This window comes from Modestobacter caceresii, from assembly GCF_000761485.1.
GTDB classification, from domain to species: Bacteria; Actinomycetota; Actinomycetes; order Mycobacteriales; family Geodermatophilaceae; genus Modestobacter; species Modestobacter caceresii.
In genome coordinates, this window is the sequence record NZ_JPMX01000006.1 from 60,088 (window position 1) to 76,864 (window position 16,777).

The 16,777-nt window shown below is 73.4% G+C and carries 16 protein-coding genes; 8 read left to right on the forward strand and 8 right to left on the reverse strand.

The annotated features are described in order from the left end of the window. Positions 1–222: 222 nt before the first annotated feature. The 3 genes from IN07_RS01945 to IN07_RS01955 are packed head-to-tail and all read left to right on the forward strand — an operon-like array spanning position 223 to position 3,833. A complete protein-coding gene (locus IN07_RS01945; RefSeq protein WP_036333053.1) occupies positions 223–1,353 on the forward strand; it encodes an N-acetylmuramoyl-L-alanine amidase in 1,131 nt (376 codons plus the stop codon). A 36-nt stretch (positions 1,354–1,389) separates the two neighbouring features. After that, positions 1,390–2,832: an aminotransferase-like domain-containing protein gene (locus tag IN07_RS01950; protein ID WP_036333054.1), complete on the forward strand. Its 1,443-nt coding sequence runs from the start codon at positions 1,390–1,392 to the stop codon at positions 2,830–2,832. Next, a complete protein-coding gene (locus IN07_RS01955) occupies positions 2,829–3,833 on the forward strand; it encodes a D-alanine--D-alanine ligase family protein (protein WP_036333055.1) in 1,005 nt (334 codons plus the stop codon). Before IN07_RS01950 ends, IN07_RS01955 begins: the two co-directional genes overlap by 4 nt. A gap of 62 nt (positions 3,834–3,895) precedes the next feature. Here the strand turns inward: IN07_RS01955 and IN07_RS01960 are convergent, their stop codons facing one another. The 8 genes from IN07_RS01960 to rpmH form a co-directional block, all read right to left on the reverse strand. Continuing rightward, positions 3,896–4,930 carry a ParB/RepB/Spo0J family partition protein gene (locus tag IN07_RS01960; protein WP_036333056.1) on the reverse strand — a complete coding sequence of 345 codons (1,035 nt, stop codon included), beginning with the start codon at positions 4,928–4,930 and terminating at the stop codon, positions 3,896–3,898. Between the two features lie 67 nt (positions 4,931–4,997). Continuing rightward, positions 4,998–6,113 carry a ParA family protein gene (locus tag IN07_RS01965; protein WP_036333057.1) on the reverse strand — a complete coding sequence of 372 codons (1,116 nt, stop codon included), beginning with the start codon at positions 6,111–6,113 and terminating at the stop codon, positions 4,998–5,000. A 76-nt stretch (positions 6,114–6,189) separates the two neighbouring features. After that, positions 6,190–6,906, reverse strand: coding sequence for a 16S rRNA (guanine(527)-N(7))-methyltransferase RsmG (gene rsmG / locus IN07_RS01970; RefSeq protein WP_231557944.1), 717 nt, complete (start codon positions 6,904–6,906; stop codon positions 6,190–6,192). Beyond that, positions 6,903–7,538 carry a Jag family protein gene (locus IN07_RS01975; RefSeq protein ID WP_036333058.1) on the reverse strand — a complete coding sequence of 212 codons (636 nt, stop codon included), beginning with the start codon at positions 7,536–7,538 and terminating at the stop codon, positions 6,903–6,905. The genes rsmG and IN07_RS01975 overlap by 4 nt, the downstream gene beginning before the upstream one ends. A gap of 90 nt (positions 7,539–7,628) precedes the next feature. Continuing rightward, positions 7,629–8,732 (reverse strand): membrane protein insertase YidC, encoded by a 1,104-nt coding sequence (gene yidC / locus IN07_RS01980; protein ID WP_036333059.1) that lies wholly within the window; start codon positions 8,730–8,732, stop codon positions 7,629–7,631. Next, positions 8,725–9,153 carry a membrane protein insertion efficiency factor YidD gene (gene yidD / locus IN07_RS26895; protein WP_081975109.1) on the reverse strand — a complete coding sequence of 143 codons (429 nt, stop codon included), beginning with the start codon at positions 9,151–9,153 and terminating at the stop codon, positions 8,725–8,727. The genes yidC and yidD overlap by 8 nt, the downstream gene beginning before the upstream one ends. Further along, entirely contained in the window at positions 9,150–9,542 is a 393-nt protein-coding gene (rnpA, locus tag IN07_RS01985; RefSeq protein WP_036333060.1) for a ribonuclease P protein component, read from the reverse strand. Before rnpA ends, yidD begins: the two co-directional genes overlap by 4 nt. 1 nt (position 9,543) lies before the next feature. Then, a complete protein-coding gene (gene rpmH / locus IN07_RS01990; protein ID WP_036333061.1) occupies positions 9,544–9,681 on the reverse strand; it encodes a 50S ribosomal protein L34 in 138 nt (45 codons plus the stop codon). 725 nt (positions 9,682–10,406) lie between these two features. Between rpmH and dnaA the strand changes: the two genes are divergently transcribed. The 5 genes from dnaA to IN07_RS02015 form a co-directional block, all read left to right on the forward strand. Further along, complete coding sequence (dnaA, locus tag IN07_RS01995) at positions 10,407–12,185, forward strand: chromosomal replication initiator protein DnaA (RefSeq protein ID WP_036333062.1); 1,779 nt, start codon at positions 10,407–10,409, stop codon at positions 12,183–12,185. A gap of 733 nt (positions 12,186–12,918) precedes the next feature. Continuing rightward, on the forward strand, positions 12,919–14,091 hold the full coding sequence (gene dnaN, locus IN07_RS02000) for a DNA polymerase III subunit beta (RefSeq protein WP_231557945.1): 1,173 nt from the start codon (positions 12,919–12,921) through the stop codon (positions 14,089–14,091). A 172-nt stretch (positions 14,092–14,263) separates the two neighbouring features. Then, positions 14,264–15,205 carry a phosphogluconate dehydrogenase (NAD(+)-dependent, decarboxylating) gene (gene gnd, locus IN07_RS02005; protein ID WP_036333063.1) on the forward strand — a complete coding sequence of 314 codons (942 nt, stop codon included), beginning with the start codon at positions 14,264–14,266 and terminating at the stop codon, positions 15,203–15,205. A 68-nt stretch (positions 15,206–15,273) separates the two neighbouring features. Next, positions 15,274–16,473 carry a DNA replication/repair protein RecF gene (gene recF, locus IN07_RS02010; protein WP_036333064.1) on the forward strand — a complete coding sequence of 400 codons (1,200 nt, stop codon included), beginning with the start codon at positions 15,274–15,276 and terminating at the stop codon, positions 16,471–16,473. Next, a partial coding sequence (locus IN07_RS02015) for a DciA family protein (protein WP_036333065.1) occupies positions 16,466–16,777 on the forward strand: 312 nt, incomplete at its 3' end. The genes recF and IN07_RS02015, both read left to right, overlap by 8 nt.

The window sequence follows — 16,777 nt, forward strand, 5'->3', positions numbered from 1 at the left end:
CACCGGCCGACGCGGCACCGCAGCTCCCGCGCTGCGGCGCGGATCGCATGGTGAGGCCCGCCCGTCCCCCCGGACCGGCGGGCCTCACCCGTTGCGGGGACGGTCACCCGGACAGGGGAGCCGGGTCACCCGGTGCACTGCCCGGTCGTGCGCACCCGCCACAATCGTCTCCAGCGGCCGCAACCGGCCGTCCTGACCCGAGCGAGGAGCGACGACCTGCGCATGGACGTCCTGCGACCTGGCAGCACCGGTCCCGCCGTGGCGGAGGTGCAGGCCATGCTCCGTTCCCTCGGCCTGCTGACCGATGAGCCGGAGCGACCAGAGCGTCCGGACGACGCGGGCTACGACGCAGCGACCGAGCTCGCCGTCCGGCACTTCCAGCAGGTGCGCGGGCTCTCCGTCGACGGCCGGGTGGGTGACGAGACCTACCGGGCACTGCACGAGGCACGCTGGTCCCTGGGGGACCGGCTGCTGCGGTTCGACCCCGAGCGGCCGAGCCGGGGGGACGACGTCCGCCGGCTGCAGGAGCTGCTCCTCGAGCTCGGCTACGACGCCGGCCGGGCCGACGGCATGCTGGGCGCCGACACGGAGCTGGGCCTGCGGGCCTTCCAGCGCGACTACGGGTTGACCGCCGACGGCACGTGCGGTCCGGCGACGCTGCGCGCGCTCAAGCAGCTGGGTCGCCGGGTCACTGGCGGCCGGCCGCAGTTGCTGCGGCAGAGCGCCTCGCTGGTCGACTCCGGGCCACACCTCATCGGCCGGGTCATCGTCATCGACCCCGGCCACGGCGGTGCGGACAGCGGGTACACGGCCGGGGAGACCACCGAGGCCGACCTGGTCTTCGACCTCGCCTCCCGGATCGAGGGCCGGCTGGCCGCCGCGGGTGCCACGGTGTACCTCACCCGCGGCCGCACCGTGGGCCAGACCGCCGAGGACCGCACCGCCTTCGCCAACCAGGCTCGTGCCGACCTCTTCCTCTCCCTGCACATGGAGGCCCACGGGTCGGCGCACGCCCGCGGCGTCGCCAGCTACTACTACGGCACCGGCTCCGGGGCGAGCTCCACGGTCGGCGAGGAGTTCGCCAACCTGGTGCGCCGCGAGGTCATCGCCCGCACCGGCATGCTCGACTGTGGCTCCCACCCGAAGACCTGGGACATCCTGCGGATGACGAGGATGCCCGCCGTCCGGATCGACTGCGGCTACCTCTCCCACCCGGTCGACCGGCTGCTGCTGCTGGACGCCCGGCTCCGCAGCACCGTCGCCCAGGCCGTGGTGGCCGCCGTCCAGCGGCTCTTCCTGCCCGCCGACGCCGACCCGGCCACCGGCACCTTCCTGCTGCCCGCCCGCGGCTGAACGGCCGACGGCGACCCGGGGCATAGACTCCGAGAGGTGACCCCTCCTGTGCCCGGCCCCTTGGTCGGAACCGGTCAGGGCGGGGCGCACTCCACCGGTGCGTCCCCGCACGTCTCCCCGCGGCACCCGCGGCTGGACCCCTTGGCCGACCGGTACGCAGCACGCACCCACGGCATGAAGAGCTCGGAGATCCGGGCGCTGTTCTCCGTGGTCAGCCGACCCGAGGTCGTCTCGCTCGCCGGGGGCATGCCCGCGGTCACCGCCCTGCCGCTGGACGCCGTCGGGTCGATGATCGGCGAGCTGGTGTCCGGGATGGGCGCCCAGACCCTGCAGTACGGCTCCGGCCAGGGTGACCCCCGGCTGCGGGAGCGGATCTGCGACGTCATGGCCCTGGAGGGCATCTCCGACGCCTCGCCCAGCGAGGTGGTCGTCACCGTCGGCTCCCAGCAGGGGCTCGACCTGGTCACCCGGGTCTTCGTCGACCCCGGTGACGTCATCCTCGCCGAGGCGCCCTCCTACGTCGGGGCCCTCGGCGTCTTCCAGGCCGCCCAGGCCCAGGTCCGGCACGTCGCGATGGACGACGACGGGCTGATCCCCGAGGCGCTGGAGGAGGCCCTGCTGGAGTGCCGGGCCCGCGGTGACCGGGTGAAGTTCCTGTACACGGTGCCGAACTTCCACAACCCTGCCGGCGTCACGCTGACCGAGGTCCGCCGCGAGGCGGTCATGGCGATCGCCGAGCAGTACGACCTGCTGGTCATCGAGGACAACCCGTACGGCCTGCTCGGTTTCGACAAGGAGCCGATGCGTGCCCTGCGCGCCCGCAACGAGCACCGGGTCATCTACCTGGGGTCGTTCTCGAAGACCTTCTCCCCGGGCCTGCGCGTGGGCTGGGTGCTGGCCCCGCTGGCCGTGCGGGAGAAGCTGGTGCTCGCCACCGAGGCGCAGGTCCTCTGCCCGCCCTCGCTCACCCAGTACGCGGTCGCCCGGTACCTGGACACCCAGCCCTGGCGCGAGCAGATCAAGGTCTTCACCGAGCTCTACCGCGAGCGCCGGGACGCCACGCTGGAGTCGCTCACCGCGCTCATGCCGCCGGGCACCACCTGGACCAAGCCGGACGGCGGGTTCTACGTCTGGCTGAAGCTGCCCAACGGCCTGGACGCCAAGCTCATGCAGCCCCGCGCGGTCGCCGCCCACGTCGCCTACGTGCCCGGGATCGGCTTCTACGCCGATGGTGGCGGCCGGGAGCACATGCGGCTCTCCTACTGCTACCCCGAGCCGCACCAGATCCGCGAGGGCGTGCGCCGGCTGGCCCGGGTGATCGAGGCCGAGCTGGACCTGCACTCCACGTTCGACGCCGTCGACACCGGGACGTTCCGCGCGGTGGGCCCGGCCACGGCCCGGCCGGAGCGCAGTCGACCGACCCCGCCGCCGATCATCGGGCCGGCGAACAGCGACCAGAGCGAGGACCGTCAGCCATGACCGACCAGGCGGCCGCACCGGAGGCGGCACCCGGCGCTCCGACGACCCCGCTGCGGGCCCTGGTGCTCGCCGGTGGGCTCACCTTCGAGCGGGAGGTCAGCATCAACTCCGGCGGGCAGGTGGTCGAGGCGCTGACCCGGGCCGGGGTGGACGCGGAGATGCACGACGCCGACGCCGAGCTGCTGCCCGGCCTGGCCGGGTCGCCGGCCGACGCGGTGTTCATCGCGCTGCACGGCGCCACCGGCGAGGACGGCGCGCTCCGGGCCGTGCTGGACCTGGCCGGCGTGCCCTACGTCGGCTCCCCGGCCGCTGCCTGCCGGCTGGCCTGGGACAAGCCGGCTGCCAAGTCGGTCGTGCGCACCGCCGGGGTCACGACGCCGGACTGGGTCGCCCTGCCGCACAGCACCTTCCGCGAGCTGGGCGCCGGCGCCGTCCTGGACCTCATCGTGGCCCGGCTCGGACTCCCGCTCATGGTGAAGCCGGCCTCGGGTGGCTCGTCGCTCGGCGTGCAGAAGGTCAGCCGGGTCGAGGACCTGCCGGCCGCGATGGTCAGCTGCTTCGCCTACGGCGACACCGTGATGGTGGAGCGGTTCGTCGACGGCGTGGAGCTGGCCCTGTCGGTGATCGACCTGGGGAACGGCCCGGAAGCGCTGCCTGCGGTCGAGATCGCCCCCGAGTCCGGCGTCTTCGACTACACCTCCCGGTACACCCCCGGCATGACGGAGTACCACTCCCCGGCGCGGGTCTCCGACGAGGTCGCCGCTCGCGCGGCGGAGGTGGCCCTGCGGGTGCACGAGGTGCTGGGGCTGGCCGGCCTGTCCCGCACCGACGCGATCGTCACTCCCGACGGCGCGGTGCAGTTCCTCGAGGTGAACGTCTCCCCGGGGCTGACGGAGACGTCGATGTTCCCGATGGCGGTCGAGGCAGCCGGGTACGGGCTCGGCGACGTCCTCGGCCGGTTGCTCGCGCGCGCAGCGGCCGAGGGGCCGATCACCGGGTGAGGTGGTCGTCCGGACGGACGACCACCTCCCACCGCATTACGTCTGTGACGTAACTGCGGCGCTCACTCCTGTTGGCTGCGACCGGTGATGTCCGGGGCCATCATGCCGACGATCCGCTGCAGGTCGTCGACCGAGCCGAACTCCACGACGATCCGGCCCTTGGCCCGGCCGATCTGCACCTTCACCTTGGTCTCGAAGACGTCCGACAGCCGGCCGGCGAGGTCCTCGACCCCGGGGGCACTGATCTTCCGGGCGGAACGGCGGGCCGCGGTGGGGGAGTCGGCGACCGCCATCGCGACGGCCTCCTCGGTCGCCCGGACCGACATGCCCTCGGCGACGATGCGGGTGGCCAGGGCGTCCTGCGCCTCCGCCTCCGGCAGGCCGAGCAGGGCCCGCGCGTGCCCGGCCGAGATGACCCCGGCGGCCACCCGGGTCTGCACCTTCACCGGCAGCTTCATCAGCCGGATGGTGTTGGTGACCTGCGAGCGGCTGCGCCCGATCTTGCTGGCCAGCTCCTCGTGGGTGGCGCCGAACTCCTCGAGCAGCTGCTGGTAGGCGGCTGCCTCCTCCAACGGGTTGAGCTGCACCCGGTGGATGTTCTCCAGCAGGGCGTCGCGCAGCATGGCGTCGTCGGTGGTGTCCCGGACGATCGCGGGCACGCTCTCCAGCCCGGCCGCCCGCGAAGCACGCAGTCGGCGCTCGCCCATGATGAGCTCGTAGCGGCCGTCGCCGGCCTCCCGGACCACGATCGGCTGGAGCAGACCGAACTCACGCACCGAGTGGGTGAGCTCCTCCAGCGCCTCGTCGTCGAAGACCTGTCGCGGCTGCTTGGGGTTCGGGACGATGTCGCCGACCGGGACCTCGCGCAGCTGCGCGCCGGGGACGCCGGCGACCTCCTCGAGCGCCCGGCTCGGGAGTTCGTGGACCGACGCCGTCCGGGTGAACTGGTCCGGAGGGGTGGCCCCGGCCTGGTCGACCGCCGTGGCGGCGACCTCGGCTGCCTCCGCGGCGCGGGCCGCTGGGGTCGCCGTGGGAGCCGGTGCACTCGTGGGGATCAGAGCCGCCAGGCCCCGCCCCAGACCGCCGCGCTTGGTCACTGGTCCTCCTCGCAGATGCCCGGTGTCCGCAGACGCGGCTCGGGGGTGGGAATGGAGCGCACCGGGGTCACGTCGCGTGCCGTCCGCGCTGGGCCGGGGCCGTCGCCGGCTCACCGAGCACCAGCGCCGCCACCGACGGCGGCCCGGCCACCGGTGGCGGCGGCCCGCCCACCGGCGGCGGGTAGACCGGTGTGGCGACCGGTGGTGGGGGAGGAGGCTGGCTCATCGGCTGAGCCGTCGACGCCGGCAGTGCCACTCCCCGGCGGGCGAGCTCGCGCGCGGCCTCCACGTAGCTGGTCGAGCCGCGGGAGCCGGGGTCGTAGGTGAGCACCGATTGCCCGTAGCCCGGCGCCTCGCTCACTCGGACGTTCCGCGGGATGACCGCCTTGAGCACCAGGTCACCGAAGTGGTTGCGCACCTCGTCGGCCACCTGGTCGGCGAGCTTGGTCCGACCGTCGTACATGGTGAGCAGGATCGTGCTCACCGAGATGCCCGGGTTCAGGTGGGCGCGCACCAGGTCGATGTTCGACAGCAGCTGCCCGAGGCCCTCCAGCGCGTAGTACTCGCACTGGATGGGGATCAGCACCTCGTCCCCGGCCACCAGCGCGTTCAGCGTGAGCAGCCCCAGGGACGGCGGGCAGTCGATGAGGACGTAGTGCGGGCGCTCCTCGGCGGGGAGCTCGTGCAGGTAGGTCTCGATCGAGCGCCGCAGCCGGTGCTCGCGCGCGACAACGGAGACGAGCTCGATCTCCGCGCCGGCGAGGTCGATCGTCGCGGGCACGCAGAAGAGGTTCGGGCTCGCTGTCGTCGGGTGGGTGACCTCGGCGAGCGTGTTGTCCCCGACGAGTGCGTCGTAGATCGAGGGGGTGCCCACGGTGTGCTCCACACCGAGGGCAGTGCTGGCGTTCCCCTGGGGGTCGAGGTCGATGACCAGCGTCCGGAGCCCGTACATCGCCAGGGCGACGCCCAGGTTGACCGTCGACGTCGTCTTTCCGACGCCGCCCTTCTGGTTGGCGACCGTGACCACCCGGATCCGGCCCGGCGCCGGGAAGGGTTCCTGGTCAGCGGCGTGCAGCACGCGAGTGGCCCGCATCGCCTCCATGGCGATCGGGCTGTCGAAGTCGGGACCGACCGGCAGATCGGCGGCGAGGCTGTTGCGCAGGCGCTCGCCCGGGTCCGTCATCGGTGCGTCCTCCTCACCACCGTGTTCCACGTGGAACAGGGTGCGGTCGCTACGGCGAGTTCCACGTGAAACGGGCTCACCCTGCCGAGCGCCCGGACCGAGAGGTGCCAGCGCGCGTCATGAGGACCACGGTAGTGGCTGCGGCGCCGAGCTCGACACCGACTGCCCGCGTGTGCACGTCCCGCATCCCGGCAGCCTCCAGCTCCGGCACCAGATCCGGCACCTCGGCTGCTGCCCGGGCGCCGACCAGGGCGATCAGCTGGGCCCCCGGTGCCAGCAGCCCACGACACCAGCCCACCAGCCGCGGAAGCGGCGCCACCGCCCGCGCCGTGACCACGTCCACCGGCCCGACCGCCCGGACGACGGAACGCTCCTCGGCACGCCCGCGGACCACCCGCCAGGGAGCACCCAGTTCTGTCACGACGTCCTGGAGGAACTCCACCCGACGGGCCATCGGCTCGACCAGCGTCAGCGTGAGGTCAGGCCGGGCGAGCCCCAGCGGCACGCCCGGGAGCCCGGCACCACTGCCCACGTCGACCACCCGGCTGCCCTGCGGCACCACCTCGGCCAGCGCAGCGCTGTTCAGCACGTGCCGGTCCCACAGCCGGGGCACCTCACGCGGCCCGATCAGCCCACGGACCACACCGTCACCAGCGAGCATCCCGACGTAGCGGGCCGCCTGCTCGACAGCGGGACCGAACAGGGCGATGGCCGCCGCCGAGGGTTCCGGAACGGGACCGGACTGATCAGCGGCGGACGGCGGGCCCTCGGCCTGGCCCTCCTCGTCGATCAACGGTCCGGCAGGATCACGACGCGCCGGTTCGGCTCCTCGCCCTCCGACTCACTACGCACGCCGGCGGCTGCGGCGATGACGTCGTGCACGACCTTCCGCTCGAACGGGTTCATCGGCGAGAGGCGCTCGGGTGCCCCGCTCTCGGCGACCCGCTCGGCCGCTGCGGAGGCCAGGCTGGTCAGGTCGGCGCGCCGCTTGGCCCGGAAGCCCCCGATGTCGAGCATCAGCCGGCTGCGGACACCGGTCGACTGGGCCACCGCCAGCCGGGTCAGCTCCTGGAGCGCCTCCAGCGTGGCGCCGTCGGGCCCGATGAGGGTCTTCAGCTGGCCGCCGACGACCGCGACCGAGGCCCGGTCACCCTCGACGTCCAGGTCGATGTCGCCGTCGACGTCCAGGATGTCGAGCAGCCGCTCGAGGTAGTCGCCGGCGACGTCGCCCTCGCGGACGAGCAGGCCGTCCCCGCCGTCCTCGTCGTCGGACTCGTCCTCGACGTCGACCGGCTCGACGACGGCGTCGGAGGACGCCGGGTCGGCGTCGGGGAGCGCGGGGTCACCGCTCCCACCGGCCGGGGTCAGCAGGGCGTCCGAGGTCGCCTCGGACGTGGCCACGGTGTCGTTGTCGGATGCACTCACGGAGTCCTCCAGGGTCGTGCAGGCGGCCGGGCGAGCCCGGTGGTCAGGGGGCGGGCACGCCGCGGGCTCTCGCCCGGGTGCCGCAGCCGGTCAGCGGCGCTTGCGTTTGCCTCGGTTGGCGGGCCCTGCCGACGACCGACTGCCCGAGGAGCCGGTGCGCGGGCGGGCACCTCCGCCACCAGGGGGTCGACCGTTGGCCGAGCCACCCTCCGCGGGTCCGGCCCCCGTCGCGGGGGTCGCACCGGCCGGCGGGACGTCGGGAGTGCTGCCGTCGCCGTCCACCGTGGGGGAGGTGGCCGCGGTCGCCCCGCGGCTGCCCGACTTGGGGCGCACCGGCTTCGCGCCCGGCTTGGGGGCGAGGGACTTCGGGTCGATCTGCGGCTTGTCGGCGGCGGCCTTGGCCAGCGCGGCCGGCGACCCGGGCGGGGGCAGCTTCTTCAGGATGTAGAACTGCTGGCCCAGGGTCCACAGGTTGTTGGTGAACCAGTAGAGGAGCACGCCGATCGGGAAGAAGAAGCCGGAGACGAAGAGGCTCAGCGGCATGCCGTAGAGCAGCAGCTTCTGCACCATCGCGGCCTGGCCCTCGACCGGGCCGGAGCGCTTCATGATCTGCTTCTGGGTGAAGAAGGTCGTCGCGCACATGATCACGATCAGCAGGAAGGCGACGATCCGGATGTTGGTGTAGTCGACACCCGGCAGATCGAGGATCAGCCGCTCCTTCTCCCCGGTCATGTTGAACGAGGAGGAGATCGGCGCGCCGAACAGCTGCGCCGAGGCAGCCTGGTCGGTGAGGGTGTCGTCCCAGCTGTAGAGGCCGTCCTTGCCGGGGGCGATCCGGCGCAGCACGTGGAACAGCGCCAGGAAGATCGGGATCTGCGGCAGGATCGGCAGGCAGCCGGCGAGCGGGTTGACCCCGCGCTCCTTGTTCAGCGCCATCATCGCCTGGCTGAAGCCCTGCTTGTCGCTGCCGTACTGCTTACGGAGCTTCTGGATCTCCGGCTGGATCTCCTGCATCGCCCGCTGGCTCTTCACCTGCTTGACGAACAGGCGGAACAGCAGGATGCGGATGGTGACGACCAGGAAGACGATCGACAGCGCCCAGGCGATGCCGCTCGCCGGGTCCAGGAACGTGGAGAACAGTGAGTGCCACTGCTTCATCACCCACGCGATCGCGGTGTACAGCCAGTCAAGCAACGCCAGCCTCCTGCTGCGCAGACCGGCGCGGAGCCGGCGGGGTGGCACGGTCGGGACGACGTGTGCCGTCAGCCGTCGACGCGGTCGCCGCGGACGGTGCCGGCGGCTGCGCCGCTGTGCACGACGAGTGGGTGGGCCCAGCGGTTCCTGGGCCAGGGTCGAGCGTTCCGTCCCCGGATGGCTCGGTACCGGCCCGCCGGGGCGGGACCAGGTCGACGCCACCGGGGTGCCAAGGGGCGCACTTCGCCAGCCGGCGCACGGTCAGCCAGCTGCCCCGGCCGGCGCCGTGGACCTCGATCGCCTCGGCCGCGTACGCGCTGCAGGTGGGCTCGAAGCGGCACCGTGGCGGGAACGCGGGGCTGATCGCCCGCTGGTAGAAGCGGACGGCGGCCAGCAACCAGCGGGCGGGCGCGATCGTCACGGCCGCCGTGCCCGGGGGCCGTGTCCGCCGAGAACCCGGTCGAGGCCGGCGTCCAGGTCGCGGCTCAGCACGGCCGAACCGGCGTCGGCCGCCTCCGGGCGGGCCCGGATGACGAGGTCCGCGGTCGCGGGGAGCCGCTCCAGGCGGTCGCCGACCAGATGGCGGAGCTGCCGGGCGACCCGGTGCCGGCAGACGGAGTTGCCGACGGCCTTGCCGACCACGAAACCGGCCCGCGGCCCGGTCGAGGGGTCCAGCGGACCCCCGACCCGGGCGACGGGCCGTTCGGAGAGGTAGTGCACCACCAGGGTCGGCCGCCCGGCACGCCGGCCGGACCGCATGACCGCGGTGAACTCCGGCCGCCGGCGCAGGCGTGCCTGCGCAGGCAGCACCTCAGGCGGAGAGCTTGTTGCGACCCTTGCCACGGCGAGCGGCGAGGATCGCCCGCCCGGCCCGGGTGCGCATTCGCAGCCGGAAGCCGTGGGTCTTGGCCCGACGACGGGTGTTCGGCTGGAACGTGCGCTTGCTCACGAGGGACTCCCACTGCTGACGACGTCGATGCGGCGCGCACCCGGTCGGGCAGCGCACGCGCGGGGCCGGGCAGGTCATCGGCCCCGGTGCTCCCGGGACCTGCGACCGTCCCGGACTCCCGAGGCTGGTCTGCTGTGCAACGGACCCGGTGGTCACACCCCACGACCTCAGGGCGTGCGCCGACTCCCGTGCACAGACTCCGACCAGCATAGCCGAGACCCGACGGGTCCCGGTCTGCTGGCCGGACCGCTCATGGTGCACCGCTGATCGGAGCACGTGGCGCCGGACACGCCGCAGCCGATCAGCGTGCCGGGCGCCGTCGTCGTTGCCCGCCTGTGGACGGGGCTGTTAGCGTCGCCGTCGCTCCGGGTCGGACGACCGGGCGCCGGTTCTCCTGCCGACCCCGTCGGCCGATCGCTCGCCGGACCTTCCTCCGATCGCCCCTGCCGGGGCGCTCACCAGCCATGACGTCGTGCCCGGCAGCGCGGACGCCGGTCGCCGGACCACGTGTCGCCGAGCGTGCACAGACTGTGGACACTCATGTGGACGCAGCACCGCCGGACGTCCACAGCTGGGGACCCGACGGGGGATCCAGCGAGTCCCGACATCCGTCCCCACCTGTGGACGACGGCTCCGGGACCGCACCGCGGCTCCGGGGTCACACCAGAGGCTTCCGGGGTCACACCAGAGGCAGAGCACCGAAGGCACGGGAAGGGACACAGTCGATGGCCGACGATCCGGTCGACCTGGCGACGGTCTGGGACCAGGCCCGCGAGAGGCTCGCCAGCAGCCTGACCCCGCAGCAGAAGGCGGTGCTCAACCTCACCCGCCCACTCGGCTTGTTCGAGGACACCGCCGTGCTCGCCGCGCCCAACGAGTTCACCCAGACGGTGCTCGAGTCCCGCATGCGCATGGTGCTGGCCGAGGCGCTGTCCGCGGAGATCGGCCGGGACATCCGGGTGGCGGTCCAGCTCGAGGACATGCCGGTGCCGCCCCCGTCCCCCGAGGCACCTCGCCTCGGCGCCGAGCCGGAGGTCCGTCGCTGGCCCACCGCCGAGCAGGACCGGCTGGACCAGGACCGCCTCACCCAGGACCGGCTGGCCCACGACCGCGCCTCGGAGGAGCTGGCTGCCCGCGAGCGGGCGGCGCACGACCGGGCCGCCGAGGACCGCGCCGACCGAGACCGGGTCGACGACGGGCGCAGCGCCTTCGGGGTGCGCACCGATGCCGCCCGGGCCGAGGCCTGGCTGCCCGAGTCCGGGGACGGGCGCGACTGGTCGCGGGGATCGGCCTCCGACGACCAGTCCGACGGCGGCCCCCGTCGGCTCGCCCCGTGGGACCGGGACCCGGGGGACGCCGGCCGCGACCAGGCGCCGGGGAACGAGGGCACCGGTGACCGCCCCGCCGAACGCTCGGGCCGCGGCGGCGGCGCCGTCCCCCTGTTCGCCGACCGGCGCCCCGGCGGCCTGGACCCGGGACTCAACGGGAAGTACGTCTTCGACAGCTTCGTCATCGGCAACAGCAACCGGTTCGCGCACGCGGCCGCCGTCGCCGTCGCCGAGGCCCCGGCCCGCGCCTACAACCCGCTGTTCATCTACGGCGACTCCGGGCTGGGCAAGACCCACCTGCTGCACGCGATCGGCCACTACGCGGCGCGGATGTTCCCCAACGTGCGGGTGCGGTACGTCAGCACCGAGGAGTTCACCAACGAGTTCATCAACCTGGTGCACTCCGGCCGGGCCGAGGACTTCCGGCGTCGCTACCGGGACATCGACTTCCTGCTGATCGACGACATCCAGTTCCTGGAGCGCGCCGAGCGCACCCAGGAGGAGTTCTTCCACACCTTCAACACGCTGCACAACGCCAGCAAGCAGATCGTGATCACCTCCGACCGCGCGCCGAAGAAGCTGACGACGCTGGAGGACCGGCTGCGCACCCGGTTCGAGTGGGGCCTCATCACCGACGTCCAGGCGCCGGACCTGGAGACCCGCATCGCGATCCTGCGGAAGAAGGCCTGGGGCGAACGGCTGCAGGCCCCCGACGCGGTGCTCGAGTTCATCGCCAGCAAGGTGCAGACCAACATCCGCGAGCTCGAGGGCGCGCTGATCCGGGTCACCGCCTTCGCCAGCCTGAACAAGCAGCCGGTCGACCTCGCGCTGGCCGAGCTCGTCCTCAAGGACCTGATCAGCGACGAGCAGGGCCCGCAGATCACCGCGGCGATCATCATGGCGGCCACCGCCGAGTACTTCTCCGTGACGATGGAGGAGCTGCAGGGCGCCAACCGCAGCCGCACGCTGGTCAACGCACGGCAGATCGCCATGTACCTGTGCCGTGAGCTCACCGAGCTGTCGCTGCCGCGGATCGGGGCCTCGTTCGGCGGCAAGGACCACACCACGGTCATGCACGCGGTCAAGAAGATCACCGGCCTGATGAGCGAGCGCCGGGCCACCTACACCCAGGTCACCGAGCTCACCGCCCGGATCAAGAGCCGCGCCCGCTCCTGATCGGTCCGGCCGAGCCCCGGTCCCACCGGACCGGGGCTCGGCCGTCGCACGTCCGGACACCGACCGCCCGCCGGTCCGGTGGCTCCTGCGCGCCCTCGAGGCGCCCGACCGGGGTGGCCTCGACGGCGTCGAGCCGGCGTCCGTGTCTCCTTGTCCCCAGATCTGTACACAGCCTGGGGAGAGCCGGGACCCACTGCCCACGGCCGCCGTCGTCCCGCGGCCAGCCGCATCTCCGCAGGTCCAGCGGGTGCACCCGGCACGGCGCCGTCCCCCAGGTGTCCACAAGTCGCCCACCGGTGCCGGTGGACAGCCCCCGGGACCCACATCGGGTGGGGACGGACCTGCGGGTGGAGGGGGGATGCGGGGTGGAGAGGGCACGGCGACGGTGCACGGCGGTCGAGTTGTCCACGTGTCGACACAGGCGGACGCCCACCAGCCCACAGCGAGCCAACAGGCCCATTCGGGGGGTGACCTGCACGAAGGGGTCCCGTCCCCAGGATCCACACCTGTGATGACGAAGATGAGCTATATCTCCCAGGTGTTCTCGAACCACACTCTCGGTGGGGACGGGCCGGTGCGGGGGCTTCGCCCGCCGCCCCGAGGAGCACCTGCAGAACAGGTCCGGTGACCCTCCAGCGCAGCTGTGACCAGGGGACTGGTCACAGCGGGGGGCCGGCAGGAGAGGATGGGCGCCGCACACCGCGCGGGACCAGCCGGCGCAGACGAGCTTGGGGTGGATGACGAGATGAAGTTCCGGGTGGCACGTGAGGTGCTCGCCGAGGCCGTGGCATGGACGGCGCGCAGCCTGCCGCCGCGGCCGTCGGTGCCGGTGCTCGCCGGGATCCTGCTGGAGGTGGAGGGCGGCCAGCTGGCGGTCTCCGGCTTCGACTACGAGGTCTCGGCCCGGTCCGAGGTCGACGTGCAGTCCACCGAGGCCGGCCGTGCGCTGGTCCCCGGCCGGCTGCTCGCCGAGATCACCCGGGCCCTGCCGCCGCACCCGGTCGACGTGGTCGCCGAGGGGGCCCGCCTGGCCATCAGCTGTGGCAACGCGAAGTTCAGCCTGCCCACGCTCCCGGTCGAGGACTACCCGTCCCTGCCGTCGATGCCGTCGACCGCGGGGGTCGTGGACAGCGACGCGTTCGCCGAGGCCGTCGGCCAGGTCGCCGTCGCCGCCGGCCGGGACGACACCCTGCCGATGCTGACCGGCGTCCGGCTGGAGATCGAGGACGACCTGGTCACCCTCGCCGCCACCGACCGCTACCGGCTCGCCGTCCGGGAGTTCGCCTGGCGTCCGGAGACCCCGGGCCTGTCCGCCGCCGTCCTGGTTCCGGCCCGCACCCTGGCCGACGCGGCCAAGACGCTGACCAGCGGCCCCGAGGTGGTGCTCTCGCTGGCCTCGGGCGGCTCCGGGGAGGGCATCCTCGGCATGTCGGGCAAGGACCGCCGCACCACGACCCGCCTGCTGGACGCGGAGTTCGTGAAGTACCGCGCGATCATGCCGAGCGAGTCGTCGTCCTTCGCCACCCTGCCGGTCGGCTTGTTCACCGACGCCGCCAAGCGCGTGGCCCTCGTGGCCGAGCGCGGCACCCCGTTGCGCTGCGAGTTCACGCCCGGCCAGGTCACGCTGCGCGCCGGCGGCACCGACGACGAGGGCCAGGCCGAGGAGCGCTGCGACGTCGAGTTCGACGGGGAGCCGCTGACGATCGGCTTCAACCCGACGTTCCTGCTCGACGGTCTGGCCGCGGTGCACACCGACCGCGCCCGGATGGACTTCACGACGGCGCTGAAGCCGGCCGTGCTCTCCGGGGTCGACGAGCCCTCTGCCGGCGACGAGGACAACGGCAGGCCCGCCGAGCGGGCCGGCTCGTACCGGTACCTGATCATGCCGGTGCGGCTGCCCGGCTAGGAGTGGTCCCCGTCGCGCGAGCGCCGGGGAGGGCGAGCACGATGGGCGACGGCGCGTGCCCCGGGCCGCGCCCAGGCGCGACGGGTGCGCCGCGACGGTGCGGCTGCCCACCGAGACCTGCCGCGGGAGGACCGCGGCCCACGAGCGAGACATCGACGACGGAGGAGAAGACGTGCAGCTGGGGATGGTCGGACTGGGCAAGATGGGCGGCAACATGGCCGAGCGGCTGCGTCGCGGAGGTCACGACGTGGTCGGGTACGACTCGTTCTCCGAGAAGCGGGACGTGGAGAGCCTCGAGGCGCTCGTCGAGGCACTGGAGGCACCCCGGGTGGTCTGGGTGATGGTCCCCAGCGGTGAGCCCACCCGGGCGACGGTCCGCGAGCTGGGCGAGCTGCTCAGCCCCGGTGACGTGGTCATCGACGGGGGCAACTCCAAGTTCACCGACGACCAGGAACACGCCACGGAGCTGGGCGCCAAGGGCCTGGGCTACATCGACGCCGGGGTCTCCGGTGGCGTGTGGGGGCTGGAGAACGGCTACGCGCTGATGGTCGGTGGCTCGAAGGAGGACGTCGCCAAGGCGCAGCCGATCTTCGACGCGCTGAAGCCGCCGGCGCCCCAAGACGAGGCCGGTCAGCCGATCGAGGGCGCGGGCTTCGTGCACGCCGGCCCGTGCGGCGCCGGCCACTTCGCCAAGATGGTCCACAACGGCATCGAGTACGCGATGATGCAGGCCTACGGCGAGGGCTACGAGCTGCTGGCCGCGGTCGACCTGATCGAGGACGTCCCCGGCGTCGTCGCCTCCTGGACCCAGGGCACCGTCATCCGTTCCTGGCTGCTGGACCTGCTGGTCCGCGCGCTGCAGGACGACCCGGACCTGGAGAAGATCTCCGGCTACGCCGAGGACTCCGGTGAGGGCCGCTGGACCGTCGAGCAGGCCATCGAGCACGCCGTCCCGATGCCGGCGATCTCGGCCTCGCTGTTCGCCCGGTTCGCCTCCCGGCAGAGCGACTCCCCGACGATGAAGGCGGTGGCCGCGCTGCGCAACCAGTTCGGTGGGCACGCCGTCCAGGCCGTCGAGGCAGCCGAGCCGCCGGAGGCCGAGAACCCCGCGTGAGCACCGGATCGACGTCCGTCCTCCACCAAAATGGCCATTTTGGTGGAGGACGTGGTCGGGGCTGAGCCGTGTACCTCCGGCACCTGCAGGTCGGGCACTTCCGCAGCTGGGAGTCCGCGGACCTGGCGCTGACGCCGGGCCCGACCGTGCTGGTGGGGCGCAACGGCCAGGGCAAGACCAACCTGGTCGAGGCGGTCGGTTACCTGGCCACGCTGGGCAGCCACCGGGTCTCCGCCGACGCCCCTCTCGTGCGGCACGGCGCGAGCCAGGCGGTGGTGCGCGCGGCGCTGCGCCGCGACGACCGCGAGCTGCTGGTCGAGGTGGAGATCAACCCCGGCCGGGCCAACCGGGTGCGGGTCAACCGGGCCCCGCTGCCCCGGCCGCGAGAGCTGCTCGGGCTGGTCCGGACGGTCCTGTTCGCCCCCGAGGACCTCGCCCTGGTGCGCGGCGACCCGGCCGAACGCCGGCGCTTCCTCGACGACCTGCTGGTCAGCCGCACACCGCGGCTGGCCGGGGTGCGCAGCGACTACGACCGGGTGCTCAAGCAGCGCAACGCCCTGCTGAAGACGGCGAAGCTCGCCCGCGGCAACGCGCTGGCCACCCTGGACGTCTGGGACGGCCACCTGACCGAGCTCGGCGGTCAGCTGCTGGCCGCCCGCCTGCAGCTCGTCGCCGACCTCGCCCCCTACGTGGCCGAGTCCTACGCCGGGGTGGCCGGTCCCGGCGCCGACCGGGCGGCGCTGGGCTACAGCAGCTCGGTGCCGCTGGCCGGCGACGGGGCGCCGGTCGACCCGGCGCGGGTGCTGCCCGGCGCCGAGGAGCTCGCCGCGGCGCTGCGCGAGCGGGTCGCCGAGCGGCGCAAGGACGAGGTCGACCGCGGGGTGACCCTGGTCGGACCGCACCGGGACGACCTGGTGCTGCACCTGGGCCCGGCGCCGGCCAAGGGCTACGCCAGCCACGGCGAGTCGTGGTCCTTCGCCCTCGCGGTGAAGCTGGCCTGCTTCGCGCTGCTGCGCGCCGACGGCGACGACCCGATCCTGGTGCTGGACGACGTCTTCGCCGAGCTGGACACCGGCCGTCGCGCTGCGCTGGCCGAGGTCGCCCGCAGTGCCGAGCAGACCCTGATCACCGCGGCGGTCGCCGAGGACGTCCCGGCGGTGCTCCTGGGCACCCGGGTGCAGATCGCCGACGGGCAGGCGCGGATCCTGCCCGGGGAGCCGACCGAGGACAGCGCGGCGACGGGGGAGGCAGGGGTGGACGGTGGCTGAGGAACGCCCGGCACGACCCTCCGACATCGCCCGCGCGGCACTGGAGGCCGCCCGGGCGGCCTCGGCCTCCCGGCCGCAGCCGACCCGTCGCCGGGTGGCCGGCCCGCGGCGCCGTTGGACCGGCCCCGGCCCCGGCGCCGACGACCCGCAGCCGCTCGGGTCCCTGGTCGACTCGCTGGTCACCCAGCAGGACTGGACCGCCCGCACCAAGGTCGGGGCGGTGTTCGGGCGCTGGGACACCCTGGTCGGGCCGGAGATCGCCGCGCACTGCCGGCCGGAGTCGCTGAACGAGGGCGAACTGCTG